Source organism: Helicobacter bilis (assembly GCF_001999985.1).
In the GTDB taxonomy this organism is placed as follows: Bacteria; Campylobacterota; Campylobacteria; order Campylobacterales; family Helicobacteraceae; genus Helicobacter_A; species Helicobacter_A rappini.
The window spans coordinates 1,434,782-1,451,674 of the sequence record NZ_CP019645.1; the positions used below are offsets into that span (position 1 = coordinate 1,434,782).

Sequence of the window (16,893 nt, forward strand, 5' to 3'; positions counted from 1 at the left end):
TATGAATACGCTAGATTTTTACACTTATTTATACATGTATATGCCTTCTGTCATTTTAGTGCTAGGGGCTATTGTTGTGCTATTTAGCAATGTATTTGCAAGTCAATTTTCACGCAATACAAGCTTATCTTTATGTATGATTTTTATCGCAGCGGCTTTCTTTTTCTGCCTTAGCGTTGGGCATATTGAGAATGTTTCAGCCATTACTTTAAGTGCGGAATATATTATTCTCATCGCATCATTTTGGTTTATATTGCTTACTTTTTCAAAATATAAATTTGTTGAGTTTCAAACACCAGAGTTTTATCCGCTTTATCTATTCTCCATATCAGGCTTTATGCTTATGGTCCAAGGTAATAATTTAGTATTAGTACTACTTGGACTAGAGATAGGCAGTCTGCCTTTAGCGGCGATGTTAGCGTTTAATCGCAGGATTTATGGCATTGAGGGAGGGATAAAATACTTTGTAGCAAGTGCGCTTGCAAGTATATTTTTCATACTTGGAATCATGCTTTTTTATCTCTATTTTGGCGATTTTTCATTGCAAAGAAATGCTATTGAATACAAAAATGTCTTATTACACGGACATGTTTTAGATGTTTTATTGCTGCTTTTTAGTATGCTTTTCATGCTTGCAGGGCTTGGCTTTAAAGTCTCATTAGTCCCATGGCATAGCTGGATGCCAGATGTGTATGAGGCAAGTAATCCCGTGTTAGCAGGTTATGTTTCTGTTGTGCCAAAGATTGCTGGTTTTGGTCTTTTTGCTATACTTTTTTTACCGCTTTTACAGAGTGAAAACGCATCGCATAATTACATTGAATATCTTGTTAGAATCCTTTTACTCATTACTATTACTTTGCCAAATATTATGGCTTTAGTGCAAAAAGATGTGAAAAGAATGCTTGCGTTTAGTTCGATTTCGCATTCCGGTTTTGCCCTTGCTTGTATCTATCTTGGGACATTTGATACCTTGATACTTTATTGGGTATTGTTTTTGATAACAAATCTTGGAGCATTTACAATGTTATGGATAGCAAAGCCGCTTAATACGCAAACTCGCTATGATTACGACTTGCAAAGATTCTATGGCTTTGGGAAAAAGCATCCTATAATGGCTTTAAGCATGGCGTTATTTATGTTATCTCTTGCTGGGATACCGCCATTTTCTATCTTTTGGGGTAAGATTTTTATCATTACAAATGCCTTGCAGCAAAATGAAATGCTACTTGCATTTATGATGATGCTAAATAGTGCCATTGCAGTGTGCTATTATCTAAAATTAATCGTTGCTATGTATTTCAAACAAGGTAGTAATGAAATCTTTTATGAAGACAATAGCACCGCTCCCATTCGCTTTGTAGCCTTTATGTGTGCTATCCTTTGTATTTTCTCAATCTTTGTTGTGTCTTACTTGTTTCAATATATCCCCATGCTTGGCATATAGAGAGATGATATATAAAGTTAGTGCATAGAATCTAGTATTGTGTTAATCTTTGTATGGGTTGAGTGCAATTTGGCAAAGTCTTAACTTCTTGTCATATTGAAACAAAACCAACATATCTCTTTTAGAATCTTTATTAGGTGTTTTGCTATGCTAAACATGATGAGATTAGATTCTAAAATCTATGAACTTGCGTGTTAAGGGGATTCATAGTATAGAATGTGGCAATTTTTTTAATGTTACTAAAAATTCTTAGATTTGTTTGTTTTTGCATTTTTTCCTTTAACTGAAAGCTTGAGTATTATTAACATTAACCTTTTTACTTTTAAAATTGACTACGCAAAAACATATCGGTCTCCCCTTTCTTTATTTTTCTTTGCTTATGTTGAAATAAGTTTTTATCGTTATTTTAAATATTAAAAATCACGCAAACGCACGCCTACGCCAATTCTATTTACAGGCAAACTATATTCATACAAACTATCACCATAACCATAGAGATACTGCACATAAATGGCATAATGCTTACCTACACCATAGCTATATCCAAGTTCTACATGCCCTTTCCAATCCCAGTAATCACGGCTAAAATAATTATTAAAAATATTGTTTAGATATAGCTCAAAATGATTATTTTTATATGTGTAAGATAGCTTTATATCTCCATATCCCATATATTTGCCAATATCTCCATTTGTTTTTGCACCATCATAAGCGATCGCAGAGATATTCATCCACGCACGCAATCTAGCATTGAAATCCTTATATTTATAATTTGTTTCTAATACCACTCTATCAAATGCTTTAGATCTTACAAACTTACCACCCCATGCTTCTTGACGCGGATCAGAATCATATATATTTTCTCTCTCACCATTGCTTACATGTCGATATCCAATAGAAAACCAGTTAAAATAGCCACCATCGCCATTTGCAATGGGAATGGGCTTTTTGTATATAAAGCTTATCGCAGGTGATAAATCTGTATCACGCAAAGGTGCGCTTTGTGGGTCATTATAGGTTTGCAAATAGATTCTTTGTGTGTAGTCAAAGCTAAAAGCACAATATTTACACATCACATCGCTTAATAGCTCTAAACGAAAGCTTATTTGTGCTTTAATCTCTGTGCGTGTTAAATCCGTGCTATACATATCACTAAAGCTATAATATGCAGGTAATATATACCATGGCTCATAAAACTTAAAATGTGAAAAGAATGATCTTACATCAAGTGTTTTTGAATGAAAAGGTGGTGTTTGTATGCGTGCATAATCATCACTTATATTTTGGTCTAGTGCGTTTTGTTTAGAATCTTTTTGCTTGGAATCTTCTTTAGGATTTTCTTTCGTGTTTTCTTGAGAGTCTTTTGTAGAATCTATTGTTTGCAAGTCTTTAGTATGACTTTCTATATTGTCTATCGCATAGGCTATGTGTATATGCAAGAGTATATATATGATACATAGTTGTTTGATACGCATGTATTAACCTTTATGGAATCTTGAAATAAAATTAGATTTGTGTTTGCAAAGCGTGTATTGTAACAACAAAATGTAAATTCTTTGTGGTGGAGATATGCTTACTCGTGTAATCTTGCATGTAAAAAATGTTATCGTATAATATGCGGTGTGATGATGATTATTAACTCTTCGCTGCGATTTGTGCGACTTTGTTTGCCAAAGATATTTTTTAGCCATTTGTTTTCGCCTATCTTTGGTATAGCTTGGCTTGTATTTTGGACGACATTATTTAACAATCCGCCAATAATCACTCGTTCGCCATCTTTTAATTTCACGATTGAAGAGAGTTGATTTGTGCTAAGGTTTGGAGGTGCTTTTAAGGCTTCTGCGGCGTTTTCCATATCTGGGTCTTTTGTCTTTGTGATAGATGGATTAATGCGTAAGATTACAGAATCATGGCTAATTGATGGGGTAATATCAAGCAAGATTCCCGCAAAAACGCTTGGGTATTGCGTGCTTGTATTTTGGATTGTCGTATTTGTATTATTTGATTGATATACAAGATTTTGTGTGTAACGAAGGACAGAGCCGACACTAATTAATGCTGGTTGATTATTTAAAGCCATAATCTTTGGATTGCTAAGACTACGCAAATCGCCATAAGTGCGTAGGAGATTAAAAATACTTTGTAAATCAGCATTATTATTACCAAGTGTAAGCATTGCACCCCCACCGCCAAATGCGATATTAAGACTTGATTGCGTAGGATTTAATATAGAAAATATCTGCTGCCAGTCAATGCCAACATTATTTGTTTGAAAATGTATGAGTGATAGAATCTCTACATCAATGGCTACTTGCATATTCATCTTTTGCTCTAAATCTTGCAAAAATTGTGAGACTTCTCTCATCTTCTGCTTTGTAGTCCATACTGCAATAAGCCCCGCCCCTTTGTCAATCATGAATTTATCGCCAAGCTTTGTATCAAGCATAATGTGCAATTTAGATTCTATATCTGCCCAAAAGTTAATCTCATCAAGTGAATACACCTTTGTCCCACTTTTGCCAAAACGCGTATTAGCTGAACTCATTTGAGAGCGAAGTTGATTGCGTAATGAGAGATTGTCAAGGTAGCCTGACATGCTTTGATTTTCTCGTTGTGAAGTTTGTGTATTTGCTAGATTCTGCCAAGCATAGTTTTGTGTAGAATAGTTTTGTGTGTAGTTTGGAGTCATGCTATTATAGAATCCATTGTATCCTAAGCCGTAGTTTTCATGTTGCTCTTGTGCGAATAGGACATCAGTGTTGCTTTGAGCCATTCTTGTGCTTGAAATGTAGTTTATCGCAAACATTTGCATGGAAATATCACTGATTATCAAGCGATTTCTATCTATACTATAAAACATATCACTTAAAAGCATTTCTAACACAAAGTCAAGCGGTTTGTCGCGTATATTTAGCGTTATATTTTGTTGATTGTGTAGGTTTTGTTTGGCATTATGTGTATATTGTATGGAGAAATCACACTCTTTTGCTAGAGCGTGTAGCAGGGTGTGGATATTTAGCTTTTCATCTTTTGTAATATTAAACTTCTTTTTTACACATTTTGGAGCTAGTAGGCTTGTGTTGATAGTTGTCTTTGTGTTATTTTGTTTGCTTTTTGTGTCTTGTTTTTGTGCTAGATTCTGTGTGTTTTGCATAGAATCTTTTAATGGGGAATCTTGTGGGATAGAGTCTTTTAGTCTAGATTCTATGTGTTGCAAGGCTTGTTTAGAATCTCTTAAATCAAAGCTATTAATAATGGTGTTTGGCAGGGACACAGAACAACAAAACGAATCAAGGATAGCTAGAAAATCCCTATAAGTAGCATAGCGATTTGTAGAATCTAACTCTTGTGTAATGATAGGATTTAAGGGGCTATTTGTAGAATCTGGTGCTACATTGTATGAATGTTTGGTATTTTGTGTAGATACATGGAGTGCAGATTCTCTAGCTTCTTTGGTATTTGGCGTAAAGTTAGATTCTATATCTTGTGTTTCTTGTCGTAGTATAGAATCTTGTTTTGTTTGCGTGTGGCTTGTAGCATTTGTTTTAGAATCTAGCCCTAGTGATTTAGATGAGTTCTGGGTATGAAAAGATTTAGAATCTAATCGCTTTTGTATAGACATAGTGTTTTGCGGATAAGTGCTAGAATCCTGTGTATTTTTTAGCATTTCATTATAGTTTTTTAGTATAGCCTGATATTGTGTATCCATGCTGGAGTAAGGCTCAAATGCTGTGCGAAGATCATGTATAATCGAATAGGTTTGCAATGTGTTATGCGTAGTGTTTGGATAGGTTTGTATTTGCTGTGCGTTTATAGAATCTTGTGCTTTGTCTATACTCTGTTTAGCATATAGAACTTGATAGAATGCAATCATAAAAAAGGATATATAGCTAAAAACAATATAGAATCTTTTCACATATAGCATAAAGATCCTATAACTACCTTGCTGTATCATAATGCTATATGCCCTGCTTCAATATGTCTTCAAAAATAATCTTTAGCTTATGTATGTGAGTCGTGATGAAATCAATTTAACTAAGAATGCTATATGGATTTCGCAGAATCCATACTTGTTATAATCTTAACAAATCCATCAGCATTAACCAAAAATTTACTTCATTTGTGCAGCAACTTCTTCAGCAAAGTTATCCACTTTCTTTTCGATACCTTCACCTAGCTCAAAGTTTATGAAAGATACTACTTGTATATTGTCATTTAACTCTTTGCTTTTTTCATTCAGCACCTGTGTGATAGTCTTTTTATCATCAAGGGCATAAAGCTGTGCTAATAGGGTTAATCTCTGGTCTAAAATCGTATTATCAAGGATAAAGCGATCTAGCTGTCCGGGAATAATTTTATCCCATATTGCCTCTGGTTTTCCTTCACGCTTTAATGTAGCACGCAATTCTTCCTCTTTTGCTTTTAGCACAGATTCACTAAGCTCACTGCGGCTTACAAATTCTGGAATGCGGTGCAATGGCTTTTTTAGTCTTGCTAACTCTTCATTTTCTTTCTCTAATTCCGCAGCAATAGCTACTCTCTCTTTTGCTACAAAATCTTTATCAAGCTCTTTATAACTCAAAAACTTTGGCTTCATAGACGCGATATGCATACTCAAAAGTTTGCTAAATTCATTCAATTTAGACACATTCTCATCTTTTTCAACGCTTAAAAGTGTTATTGCTCCCACCTTTTTATTATGGTGCAAGTATCCATTAATAAGCTGATTTGGCTTACATGTGATAGTAGCAACACGGCGGATAACAATATTTTCTCCAATAATGGCAATCTTTTGCTTTAAATAATCTTCAAAAGACTCGCCATTAACGCTAAGCTGCATTAAAGATTCTGTTGTGTTTAACGAGCGTTTGAACGCTAAATCAAGGATATTTGCAACAATCTCTTGAAAATCTTCATTTTTAGCTACAAAGTCCGTTTCAGAATTCACCTCAACCAAAGTAGCCTTTGTGAAATCATCAGCAATTTTCATTGCGATAACGCCCTCAGCTGCGATTCTATCTGCCTTTTTAGCTGCCTTACTTAACCCTTTTTTGCGTAAATACTCTATTGCTTCTTCAATATTTCCTTTACATTCTTTCAATGCGTTTTTGCATTCCATGATACCTGCATCAGTCTTTTTACGCAACTCTGCTACAACCTTTGCAGAAATCTCTTGCACTTCTTGCTTGATTTGCTTTCCTGCCTCGCTAATTGCTTCTTTTGCATTTTGCAATGCTTCTTTAGTCTCATCACGCATTTTTATTCTCCTTCTTTTGCTTGAAACTCTTTTTCCATTTCTGCTTGTAATTCTGCCATTACCTCATCTTTTTCAGCATCTGTAGCAGGTAGCGGCTCTGTTCTCTCTGCATTTTCTTCACCCTCAATGCCATTCATCTCACGCCCTTCTGTGATCGCATCGCTTATTTCTTTACAGAAAAGCTGGATAGAGCGGATCGCATCATCATTGCCCGGAATTGGATAGTCGATTAAATCTGGATCGCAATTTGTATCAAGCGGTGCAACTACCGGAATGCCAAGTTTTCTTGCCTCACCAACCGCAATTTTTTCTTTCAGTGCATCAACGACAAAAAGCATATCCGGGGCTTTTTTAAGATGTCGTATCCCACCAAGATATTTATTTAACTTCTCTTTTTTACGCATAAGCATAAGTTTTTCTTTTTTTGTCAAAAGATCAATTTGCCCACTTGATTCCATCTCTTCAATAATCTCAAGCTTCCTTACTGACTTTTTAATCGTGCTAAAGTTTGTGAGCATACCACCAAGCCAACGATAATTTACATAAGGTGCATTTACCTTTTCAGCATACTCTCTCAAAGTATCACTTGCTTGTTTTTTTGTCCCAACAAACATAATAACCTTGCCCTCACTCGCCGCATCACGCACGATATTATAAGTGTAGCGGAAGTAACGCAGCGTCTTTTGCAAGTCAATAATGTGGATATTTTTACGCACACCAAAGATGAATTTCTTCATTTTTGGATTCCATCGCCTTGTTTGATGTCCAAAATGCACACCACATTCCAACAAATCTTTCATAGTAACCATATATAGCTCCTTAAAATTTAATAGTAAATTTTGTGAATTGGTTTTGCCACCATGCCCATTAACCCCTATTTTTCGTATTTTACAATGCTAACTTCTAGCTAAAATAAGGGCAACCAACTTTTAGGATTGACATGTGAGTTTTTCCACAAAGCAGAAATTATACAACAAAATTGCAAGTTTTGTGATTTTTTGTTTGTGAAAATTTGTTTGTGGGTTATTTTATAGATACACTATATACTTTTAGATTCCATAAACACTGGAAAGAGTGTATGAATTTGAGAGCTAAATATTTGCTGCATGCCATACCAAGCACCATATTAAAAAACTAAATCCTATAAGTGCGGCAAAAATATAGAATCTATGAGCCCATCATTTTCGGGAAAATTATAAGAAGTATATAGCAGTCTTTGTGATATTTTGCTATCGCATAAATTGTAGATTAAACTTCTAATTCGTAAATAGCAGAATACTACCAGCAAGAAATCATGCAACATATCTGCAACAATCTGTTTAACACTACTTAGGTTAAGATAGATTGCAAAGATTGCTTTTTGCAATCTATGAAACTATAATATAGGCATTACGCAAGTGAATCTAGCATTAACTCAAAGCTTTGCTCAAAGCTTTTTAGTCCATCTTGCAGCAGTTGTTCTTCGATAGCCACGAGATTAATATCCATTTCTTCTAGGCTTGCAGCGATTTCTAAATCATCAAATGAAGCGATTTGCTGCATGCTTGGAGCTTTTAGATTCTGCATTTGTAAGGCATGAAGTGTAGGTAAGGGGAGTGTATTGACGCAATTTTCAAAAGCAAGTGGATAAACATAATAGCCCTCGTCATTATATATCGCATTTTTCTCTTTGACACCTGTGCTAGCAAATAAGATTCTATAATTTTGCTGTGGCTTTTGGCTTAGAAAGTCTTTATAAATTGCAATAGCATTGGCGATGCCATATTTTCCGCATAATTTTTCATCTTTTAGTTGCGGATCAATCGCCCTATCAAACCTTGATACAAATACGCTGATTACACCTTGTGCTTGTGTGTTTGCTTTTTGAAATGCTTGTAATACTCTTCTGCTTTGCTCCTTTGTAAAAACTAAAGTTGCATTCACATTAATGCCCCGCAGCATTAAATGCTCCATTATGGTGTATCCGCTTTGTGTTGCTGGGACTTTAATCATTACATTTTTTGCGTTTATCTCATGCCAAAGTCGCACGCCCTCATCAATACTTGCGTTTATGTCATTTGATAAGAATGGATCAATTTCAATGCTTATTAAGCCATTTTGGGGATTCTCTAAGAAAAGTGGCATGAGAATCTCGCTTGCAGTTTTAATGTCCTCTATGGCTAGAGTCTCATATATCTCTTTTGGTTCTTTGCCTTGTTGTTTTAGCTCATTGATACTCTCTTTGTAGCTTTCACTCTTTAGTGCCTGTGCGAAAATGCTAGGATTGCTTGTTGCCCCTTGTATTTTGCCCTCTCTCACAAGCGTTTTAAACTCATTTTGCAAAAAACTTCTTTCTATAAAATCACACCAAATGCTTATCATATTATTCCTTAATTTATGATATATTTCCATGTTTATAACTTGAGATTATAACTTGTTTTTAAAAGGTTTTAGCAATGTTAGAAAATTTTATTCCTTATAGCACACAATCAATTAATGATGATGATAAAGAAGCAGTGCTAAATGCACTTTGCTCCACACACCTAACACAAGGGGCTTATACAAAGCAGTTTGAAAGCGATATTGCCGCATATATCGGCATAAAACATGCTATAAGTTTTAATTCTGCTACCTCAGCATTATATGCCGCATTTTACGCCTTAAAAGAATATGTCATAAATAAGAAATATAACTCTAGATTCAAAAATGCACCAAACCTAGATTATGCAGCTAATAATCATTCATTTAGCATTATCACAACACCAATAAGCTTTGTCGCTACTACAAATATGATGTTAGCAAACAATATTACGCCTATTTTTGCAGATATTGATAGTAATGGCAACTTAGACTTATCGAATTTAGAATCTTTACTCCGTGAAGATACTATTGCTATCTGTTCTGTGGATTATGCAGGAAATAGTGTGGATATGAAAGCTTTTAGTGAGTTTGCAAAAAAGCATAATTTAATATGGATTTCAGATTCTAGTCATGCTTTTGGGGCAAGTTATGATAATGTTAAAGTGGGCAGTCTAGCGGATATGAGTATATTTAGCTTTCATGCGGTAAAGCCTTTTACTACTTGTGAGGGCGGGGCATTGGTAGGCAATGATGACTTTTTTGCTGAAATCGCTTCTCTTGTGTGTAGTCATGGCGTTATAAAGCATACACCCTACAATCATGATTGCATAACGCTTGGATTTAATTTTAGACTGCATGAGATAAGTGCTAGTCTTGGAATCTCGCAATTAAAAAGATTAGAATCTTTTCTTGCAAAACGAAAAGAAATCGCACTCTTTTATGATAGCTATTTTAAAGATAATCCCTATTGCAAAACTCTAAACATTAAAGAATGTGTAAAAAGCACATATCATCTTTATCCGCTTTTATTAGAAGATTCTCTAGCTACAAAAAAAGAAGAGATTGCAAATACACTAGCTACATATAATATCGGCGTGCAAGTGCATTATAAGCCTATTTATAATTTTACAAGCTATAAACATTTAGGGAGTCCAAAGCTACCAAATGCAGAATCTTTTTACAAAAAAGAGTTATCTATACCATGCCATCAAAACATGACATTACAAGAAGCAAAAATGACTGCCGATTATATCAGCAAAACTTTTGAAGATTATGTAAAAAATAGCATTTTGTAACGCTTCTACCGCAATTTTTTGGCAGTTTTTGCAAAATTATGTTATTATTAAGCTATTTTAAAGTTTATTAGATTCTATAAAGAAAAACAATGAGATTAGAAAAAGCACTTGATATTTTATATGGGGAGTTAGTGAATACACCTTTTATTAGTGCTTTTAGTGGGGTTACTTATAATGTGAAAAAGGTGGTGAGTGGGACGCTTTTTTTTGCATTGAATCCAGATGATATAAAGAGGGCAATAGCAAATGGTGCGTATGGTATCGTTTTTGAGGGCGATATGGTATGCAGTGATGATACAGAGATAGCATGGATTAAAGTGCGAAGTATTGACCAGAGTATGCGGAGATTTGTGCGCTATTTCCTTTTGGAATCTAAATATACGCTCGTTATGCTTACACCCATTGAAATATCTCTAGCTAAAAGTTTGCAAATAGGCTTATCAATATTGCATAGCATAACCCTGCAAGACTGCCTAGAAGAGATATTTAAACTATACAAAGACCAAGATAAAAGTAAAGATGAAAATACTCTGCCTTTTTGCAAGATTCTATTAACAAGCATTCAAGCCTTAGAAAACCTACAAATTCACACTTGCTATTCTGTGCAGTATGCAAGGCAGAGAGTAGAGAGAAGTAGAAGTATCTTTTCACAGCATGATTTAGAAAAAGAGATTCCAAGACGCTATCATAAGCATTGTAGCGTGATTAGCTATACGCTTTTTGAAAGCAAGGTTATTTGGGAGAATGCAGTCTATAAGCTTTCCTTGCCCTATATTTTACTTCCATTTGTAGAAAGCCTTATGGCGACTTTTTCATTTTTAAAGCAAGAGTATTGGCAATCCTATATAGAATCTATGGGCGGTTTATACGCAAGGGAATCAAAGACTACACGCATTGTATCAGGAAAAGAGATTAAACCCTTTAATCCTAGATTGCCAAAATATATGCAAGGTGATATAGGCATTAAGGGGCTACATGTAGAAGAGCTAGGTTATTGCTATCTTGATTCTAATGAGAGACTTAGCTCTAGTGTGAAAGATAAGATTCTGCTCTTTTGCACAAATCCTAGTCTTTTTGCATGTCCTAGTCTGCAAGAAAGAGATTTGGGCTATGACACTGAAATACAGAATAACGCCCACATTATCTTTGAATCATTGCGAAAAAGTCGCGATTCTAATGTCTTAATGGAATACTTAAAGGTAGAAGCAAGACATCTAAAAATGCTATCATGCTATGCAAAAGGCATAAAGCTGCCAAGAACAACGCAAAAAAATATCACCATTCCCTACGCACATATAAATCATCTCACACAGATTCTAACCAAGACTTCATACCACCTAGCAGTCATTTATGGAATCTCAAAAAAAGCGTTTGAAAAGAATGCCGACTTGCCAAGACAAAGCAAAAGGCAAGACCAAAAAACAATCCATGCTATCACCCAGCCACCAGATCTATTTAGCGCACATGGCATACAAATATAGAGATTAAATTAAAAAGAAGTGATTTTGAAAAAAGATTTAGCAGCAAGAGATTCTAATTTGAAAGATTTATGTAAAAAAGATCCTATACTCTCAACATGGAGTGAAAGAGAGCTAAACGCACTAAAGCCATATAGTGAGATTCTATATAAATTACTCACGCTAGAGACAAAAGCAAGTTATAGCATTTCAAGATTATGTGATAACAATAGCTTACTCTATGATTCAAGTAATAATAAGATTCTAGATTCTATAAAGTTTGCACCCTTACACCCTGCACCCGCCCATTTGGATAAGAATCTAGAATCTACACCAAATCAGGGTGGGCTGCGGGATTTAGGGCGCAATGTTTGGAATCTAGAATTTAATAATTGTCATATTGAGCGTAGCGAAACATCTAAGAATCTAGAATCTAAAAACCACAACCCAAACCTCACACAGATTTTAGAATCCACAGACTTAACAAAAAATACAGAATCTAAAAACCCAACAAAAGAAGCCCTTAGCCTATATTTTCACAACATTTCATCTAATGAATTTCAAACCTTGCAAGATTTAGCCTTAGACTTAAAGCCATGGAGAAAAGGTCCTTTTTGCTTATATGGTGCAGAGAATAATACGCAATTTTTCATTGATTCTGAATGGCAGAGCAATAAGAAAATGAAGCTTATCCTACAAGCCCTAGACACAATAGGCTATAACCTCAAAGATAAAGTCGTGCTTGATGTAGGTTGCAATAATGGCTATTATATGTTTGACTTAGCACTGCGAGGGGTAAAGCACATTAGCGGCATTGATCCCATTGCGATATTTTTTCTACAATTCTACTTTATCCATAAACTCACAAATATCTCACATTGTGCCTTCCGCCTTTTAGGTGTGCAAGATGTAATTATGCTTAATGCAAAATATGACTTGATTCTATGCTTAGGTGTGCTATATCACAGAAAAGAGCCCTTGCAGACACTAAAACAACTAAAAAGCATTTTAGCCCCAAATGGAATCTTATTGCTTGAAACGCTGATATTACAAGATAAAGCTGCCACCTGCCTTTGCCCCTATCCCACTTATGCGAAAATGCCAAATGTATTCTACATATTCAGCCCACAAGCCTTGCAGAATCTAGCCTTACACGCAGGATTTAAATCATGCGAGATTCTAAGCTATTCATACACAGATAACACAGAGCAAAGAAGCACAGACTTCATAGACAAAAAAAGCCTAGGCGACTATCTCACCCCCACACAAACAATAGAGGGCTATCCCCCAGCCTGCCGCGGTATCTTTGTGCTATCTTAATTGGAATCTTAAAAGTGTGATATAACCAAAGCTATTTTATTGCAAAGGATAATCATGGCAGAAATTTATGTTGAAAAAGCATATTATGAGAATGGAAATGTAGAAATGGAAATTCCATTTAAAGATAATATAGTGCATGGCATTGTAAAATATTATGATGAAAATGGAAATTTAGAATCTGAAATGCCATACAACATTGGTGAGTTGCACGGCATTGCACGATCTTATTATAAAAATGGGAATCTAAAAATGGAAATACCATTTAAAAATAATAAGAAACAAGGCATGAGTAAAGGATATTATGAAAGCGGAAAACTCCAGTATGAAATGCCATACAAAAAAGATATGTTGCAGGGTATTGCAAAAGGCTACTATGAAAATGGGAATCTAAAAGCCAAAACGCCATGCAAAGACGATAAAGCACAAGGTATTGCAAGATTCTACAACAAAAATGGTGATATGATCATGAAAGTTTTATACAAAGATGATGAGATACAATCAATAACATGCACAAATGGCAAACAATTTACTAGCGAACAATTAGCCAGAATACAACATGCCAACAATCACATTGATGAAGCAATACAGATATACAATGAGTTATGATGAAATAGATATTGGAATTTTATTTATAAATTTAACCAGCTATAAACATTGGAATGCTTGAATCTACTACGATATTTTGAAGGCAATTTGTTAGCCCCAGTAACTATATGTATTTCCCCTGTGCATTCATCAATGTTCTTTGCCACATTATGCGACAAGGAAACTATCCAATTTATTTATTTTTAATACCTTATCCTATGTGAATTGAGTTTGCAAATCCATTAAAATTAAATTTTATATTTATTTTAAGTTGTTTTTAATATTTATTCTAGTAGAATTACTTCTTTTTATTGCTTAAACTCAAAATGGCTCGATAGCTCAGTCGGTAGAGCAAAGGACTGAAAATCCTTGTGTCGGCAGTTCGATTCTGCCTCGAGCCACCATCTTCCTTTGTATTCAGTTGTCATTTTTATTCTTTCGCGAAATTTAGTAGTTTTTGTCTATTGCGTGAAGTATTAGAAAGATATATTGTTTTAATTATTTTTAAATTTTAAAAAACCTTATGGTATCGACTTGAAAAATATCGCAAAAATCAAATTTTATACACTATTTGCTAAAAAACCATCACACATTATGTATAATTGAGATTTTTTAATTTAATAGTTATAGAGTTTATATTATGAATTTTTGGAATGAAATCTACTCTCATTTTAGTCCCATTGCCTTTAGTGCGTTTGGCTTTAATATCCATTGGTATAGCTTGGCGTATGTGTCGGCTTTACTTATTGGCTTCTTTCTTGCTAAATATTTTGTTAAAACTATGCCGCGTTTTTCACACATAGATTCAAAGATTATAGATAGCTATTTTATATGGGTTGAGATTGGAATCTTGCTTGGGGCGCGTTTTGGCTATCTTTTTATTTATACAGATTCTGCTATGTTTTATCTCACACACCCTTGGGAAGCTTTCAACCCCTATGTTGATGGGCGATTTGTGGGTATTGCGGGTATGAGCTTTCATGGTGCTGTTTTTGGCTTTTTACTTGCTTCATTTCTGTTCTTTTATGTGAAAAAGGCAAATATTTTTGCTCTGCTTGACATAGTTGCTTTGAGCGTGCCACTTGCCTATGTGTTTGGGAGAATTGGGAATTTTTTAAATAAAGAGCTGTATGGCAGAGTGATTGAAGAAGATTCACTAAAATTTATTGGAATCTATGTGGAAGGGGCATTGCGTTATCCTAGTCAATTGATTGAGGCATTTTTGGAGGGCATTGTTGTCTTTATTATAGTGTGGATTGCTTCTAAAAAAAATCAAACTGAAGGTATGCTTATCGTTATTTATGCGTTTGCATATAGTCTTGCACGATTTATAGCAGAGTATTTTAGGGAAGCTGATGTGCAGATGGGCTATTACTTCTTAGGGCTTAGTATGGGGCAGATTCTAAGTTGCGTTATGATGGGGATTGCATTGTTTTTATTATGGATTATAAAAACTCGCAAAAGTGATATTAAGTAGAAATGATATTAAATAGAAAGGAAAGTTATGGGATTTGAAATATTTGGAAAAAGAGTGTTTGACTTTAGTATGCCTTTCTCACATTTTGAAGCATGGAGCACAATCCTTATTGTAACGGGCAGTGCGTTTATAATCTTTCTTGTGCTATCAAAAAAAGCAAAGCAATATAGAGATTCTAAAAAAGGTAAATAAGGGTGAATCTTGCTATTTTTGGTGGGAGTTTTGACCCGCCACACAAAGGGCATGTAGGCATTATTGAGAAGGCTTTGGCTGCATTGAATCTGGATTTATTAATCGTGCTTGTAGCCTATCAAAATCCACTTAAAGCACATTTTAGAATCTCCGCGCAAAAACGACTTGCATGGATAAAAAAAGTATGTGAAAAATATGATAAGATTCTATGCAGTGATTATGAAATATTGCAAAACAAACCTGTAACGACAAAAGAAAGTATGGAGTATTTTAAGAATCTTTATAAGCCATCTACCATGTATTTTATCTTAGGGCAGGATAACTTCTTACAGCTGCCACAATGGAACTATTTTGAAGATTTAAGAGAGAATCTTTGCTTCATAGTCTTTAATCGCATAACTAAAGATTGCTTGAATGTAAATAATGAAAATATATGTAAAGCATTCGCACAAAAGCACAATCTAAACATGCAATTTTTACATTTTTCATATCCTTATGCCTCAAGCCTTATCATTCAAAATTTAGAGTATTATAAAGATGAGATTCCAGAAAATATTCGATATGATGTGATAGAATCTTATAAGTTATTACATAAAGTTTAAATTATAAAAAGGACATATATGACAGAAAATTCATTACTTAACGCACAGAATCTAGCCCAAGCAGTAAAAGATATTTTAGATTCCAAAAAGGCAGAGTCTATTGAAGTGATTGATGTCGCAAATAAGGGCTATTTATCGCAGTTTGTAGTCGTGGCTACTGCTATGGCAGGCAAACACGCCCTATCTTTATTGCATTATCTTAAAGAAGATCTTAAAGCAAAGGGGGTAAGATTCTATGCGATTGATGAAGAGAGTGAAGACTGGATTATAATCGATTTAGGCGAAGTTATCGTGCATATTTTCACAGAAAATCACCGCAAGAAATACAATATTGAGGAATTTTTGATAAAGACTTTTGGAGAAGTGGCAAATACTCAAGCCTGAAAATAAGATAACAGAATCTATTTTAAGAAACTTTTATTCAAACCTAGATTCTAAAAAAGATTCTTATTGCAACAATATCTTCACGCGATGAGACTTCTTAATTAAGAATATATGCTTTCTAATCTAATTTCATTGCAACACAATGAGAATTGTAGCCCCCTACCCTAACCTTGCCCTATCCTTTCACATCAAGCAAATGTGTTTCTGGTCGCATAAGCATTTCATCTTCTGTAATCACCCTCTCATCTTTCTTTTTCTTTGGGGTTATTGCTGCATTTTCCATTTGCTCTTGGAAGTCCTTACTCTCTTCTTCCTTTTTCTCTTCTTTTTCATCAAACTCTCGTTTAGCGCTGCCCTCTCTATCATCTGTTTTATGCATTTCTTCTGCAGGTCGCACTTCTTCTACTTTTTGCATTTGCTCGTGAAAGATGGCGTGATTAAGCGGAGTTTGGTGTGGCATGTTGTTTGCGTGCAAGGCTGATGTCGCACTGCTTGCTTGATTGATATAGGTCATATTTCCAATAGTATTTAAAGCCATTT

15 protein-coding genes and 1 tRNA gene are annotated in these 16,893 nt (G+C 34.7%); 10 read left to right on the top strand and 6 right to left on the bottom strand.

The annotated features are described in order from the left end of the window. Position 1 precedes the first annotated feature (1 nt). Complete coding sequence (locus XJ32_RS06760; protein WP_005217182.1) at positions 2-1,444, top strand: NADH-quinone oxidoreductase subunit N; 1,443 nt, start codon at positions 2-4, stop codon at positions 1,442-1,444. A gap of 413 nt (positions 1,445-1,857) precedes the next feature. Here the strand turns inward: XJ32_RS06760 and XJ32_RS06765 are convergent, their stop codons facing one another. From XJ32_RS06765 to XJ32_RS06785, 5 genes are all read right to left on the bottom strand, one after another. Further along, entirely contained in the window at positions 1,858-2,919 is a 1,062-nt protein-coding gene (locus XJ32_RS06765) for a phospholipase A (protein WP_077388773.1), read from the bottom strand. A gap of 128 nt (positions 2,920-3,047) precedes the next feature. Beyond that, complete coding sequence (locus XJ32_RS06770; protein WP_254422295.1) at positions 3,048-5,369, bottom strand: secretin GspD/PilQ domain-containing protein; 2,322 nt, start codon at positions 5,367-5,369, stop codon at positions 3,048-3,050. 186 nt (positions 5,370-5,555) lie between these two features. Then, a complete protein-coding gene (gene tsf, locus XJ32_RS06775) occupies positions 5,556-6,623 on the bottom strand; it encodes a translation elongation factor Ts (protein ID WP_005218901.1) in 1,068 nt (355 codons plus the stop codon). An 80-nt stretch (positions 6,624-6,703) separates the two neighbouring features. Beyond that, positions 6,704-7,510, bottom strand: a complete 807-nt coding sequence (rpsB, locus tag XJ32_RS06780; protein WP_077388774.1) for a 30S ribosomal protein S2 — start codon at positions 7,508-7,510, stop codon at positions 6,704-6,706. Between the two features lie 580 nt (positions 7,511-8,090). Next, positions 8,091-9,062 carry a transaldolase gene (locus tag XJ32_RS06785; protein ID WP_077388775.1) on the bottom strand — a complete coding sequence of 324 codons (972 nt, stop codon included), beginning with the start codon at positions 9,060-9,062 and terminating at the stop codon, positions 8,091-8,093. Between the two features lie 74 nt (positions 9,063-9,136). Between XJ32_RS06785 and XJ32_RS06790 the strand changes: the two genes are divergently transcribed. The 9 genes from XJ32_RS06790 to rsfS all read left to right on the top strand — a co-directional run bounded on the left by XJ32_RS06790 (position 9,137) and on the right by rsfS (position 16,353). Further along, positions 9,137-10,336: a DegT/DnrJ/EryC1/StrS family aminotransferase gene (locus tag XJ32_RS06790; RefSeq protein WP_077388776.1), complete on the top strand. Its 1,200-nt coding sequence runs from the start codon at positions 9,137-9,139 to the stop codon at positions 10,334-10,336. Positions 10,337-10,425: 89 nt separating this feature from the next. Beyond that, positions 10,426-11,817, top strand: a complete 1,392-nt coding sequence (locus tag XJ32_RS06795) for a hypothetical protein (RefSeq protein WP_005217433.1) — start codon at positions 10,426-10,428, stop codon at positions 11,815-11,817. Positions 11,818-11,835: 18 nt separating this feature from the next. Continuing rightward, complete coding sequence (cmoB, locus tag XJ32_RS06800; protein WP_254422296.1) at positions 11,836-13,113, top strand: tRNA 5-methoxyuridine(34)/uridine 5-oxyacetic acid(34) synthase CmoB; 1,278 nt, start codon at positions 11,836-11,838, stop codon at positions 13,111-13,113. Between the two features lie 54 nt (positions 13,114-13,167). Next, positions 13,168-13,719, top strand: a complete 552-nt coding sequence (locus tag XJ32_RS06805) for a toxin-antitoxin system YwqK family antitoxin (RefSeq protein ID WP_077388778.1) — start codon at positions 13,168-13,170, stop codon at positions 13,717-13,719. 307 nt (positions 13,720-14,026) lie between these two features. Continuing rightward, positions 14,027-14,102, top strand: a tRNA-Phe gene (locus tag XJ32_RS06810). Between the two features lie 236 nt (positions 14,103-14,338). After that, positions 14,339-15,175, top strand: a complete 837-nt coding sequence (lgt, locus tag XJ32_RS06815) for a prolipoprotein diacylglyceryl transferase (RefSeq protein ID WP_005218909.1) — start codon at positions 14,339-14,341, stop codon at positions 15,173-15,175. A 27-nt stretch (positions 15,176-15,202) separates the two neighbouring features. After that, on the top strand, positions 15,203-15,367 hold the full coding sequence (locus XJ32_RS12260) for a hypothetical protein (RefSeq protein WP_004084278.1): 165 nt from the start codon (positions 15,203-15,205) through the stop codon (positions 15,365-15,367). Positions 15,368-15,369: 2 nt separating this feature from the next. Then, positions 15,370-15,969, top strand: coding sequence for a nicotinate (nicotinamide) nucleotide adenylyltransferase (gene nadD, locus XJ32_RS06820; RefSeq protein WP_077388779.1), 600 nt, complete (start codon positions 15,370-15,372; stop codon positions 15,967-15,969). An 18-nt stretch (positions 15,970-15,987) separates the two neighbouring features. Beyond that, positions 15,988-16,353 (top strand): ribosome silencing factor, encoded by a 366-nt coding sequence (gene rsfS, locus XJ32_RS06825; protein ID WP_040462909.1) that lies wholly within the window; start codon positions 15,988-15,990, stop codon positions 16,351-16,353. A 175-nt stretch (positions 16,354-16,528) separates the two neighbouring features. Here rsfS and XJ32_RS06830 read toward each other — a convergent pair whose 3' ends face one another. After that, a complete protein-coding gene (locus XJ32_RS06830) occupies positions 16,529-16,891 on the bottom strand; it encodes a hypothetical protein (RefSeq protein WP_077388780.1) in 363 nt (120 codons plus the stop codon). Positions 16,892-16,893: the final 2 nt, after the last annotated feature.

Bases quoted from the DNA above. Each gene is read 5' to 3' on its own strand.
- XJ32_RS06760 (WP_005217182.1), top strand. From the start codon at position 2: ATGAATACGCTAGATTTTTACACTTATTTATACATGTATATGCCTTCT.
- XJ32_RS06765 (WP_077388773.1), bottom strand. From the start codon at position 2,919: ATGCGTATCAAACAACTATGTATCATATATATACTCTTGCATATACAC.
- XJ32_RS06770 (WP_254422295.1), bottom strand. From the start codon at position 5,369: ATGCTATATGTGAAAAGATTCTATATTGTTTTTAGCTATATATCCTTT.
- rpsB (WP_077388774.1), bottom strand. From the start codon at position 7,510: ATGGTTACTATGAAAGATTTGTTGGAATGTGGTGTGCATTTTGGACAT.
- XJ32_RS06785 (WP_077388775.1), bottom strand. From the start codon at position 9,062: ATGATAAGCATTTGGTGTGATTTTATAGAAAGAAGTTTTTTGCAAAAT.
- XJ32_RS06790 (WP_077388776.1), top strand. From the start codon at position 9,137: ATGTTAGAAAATTTTATTCCTTATAGCACACAATCAATTAATGATGAT.
- XJ32_RS06795 (WP_005217433.1), top strand. From the start codon at position 10,426: ATGAGATTAGAAAAAGCACTTGATATTTTATATGGGGAGTTAGTGAAT.
- XJ32_RS06805 (WP_077388778.1), top strand. From the start codon at position 13,168: ATGGCAGAAATTTATGTTGAAAAAGCATATTATGAGAATGGAAATGTA.
- lgt (WP_005218909.1), top strand. From the start codon at position 14,339: ATGAATTTTTGGAATGAAATCTACTCTCATTTTAGTCCCATTGCCTTT.
- XJ32_RS12260 (WP_004084278.1), top strand. From the start codon at position 15,203: ATGGGATTTGAAATATTTGGAAAAAGAGTGTTTGACTTTAGTATGCCT.
- rsfS (WP_040462909.1), top strand. From the start codon at position 15,988: ATGACAGAAAATTCATTACTTAACGCACAGAATCTAGCCCAAGCAGTA.
- XJ32_RS06830 (WP_077388780.1), bottom strand. From the start codon at position 16,891: ATGGCTTTAAATACTATTGGAAATATGACCTATATCAATCAAGCAAGC.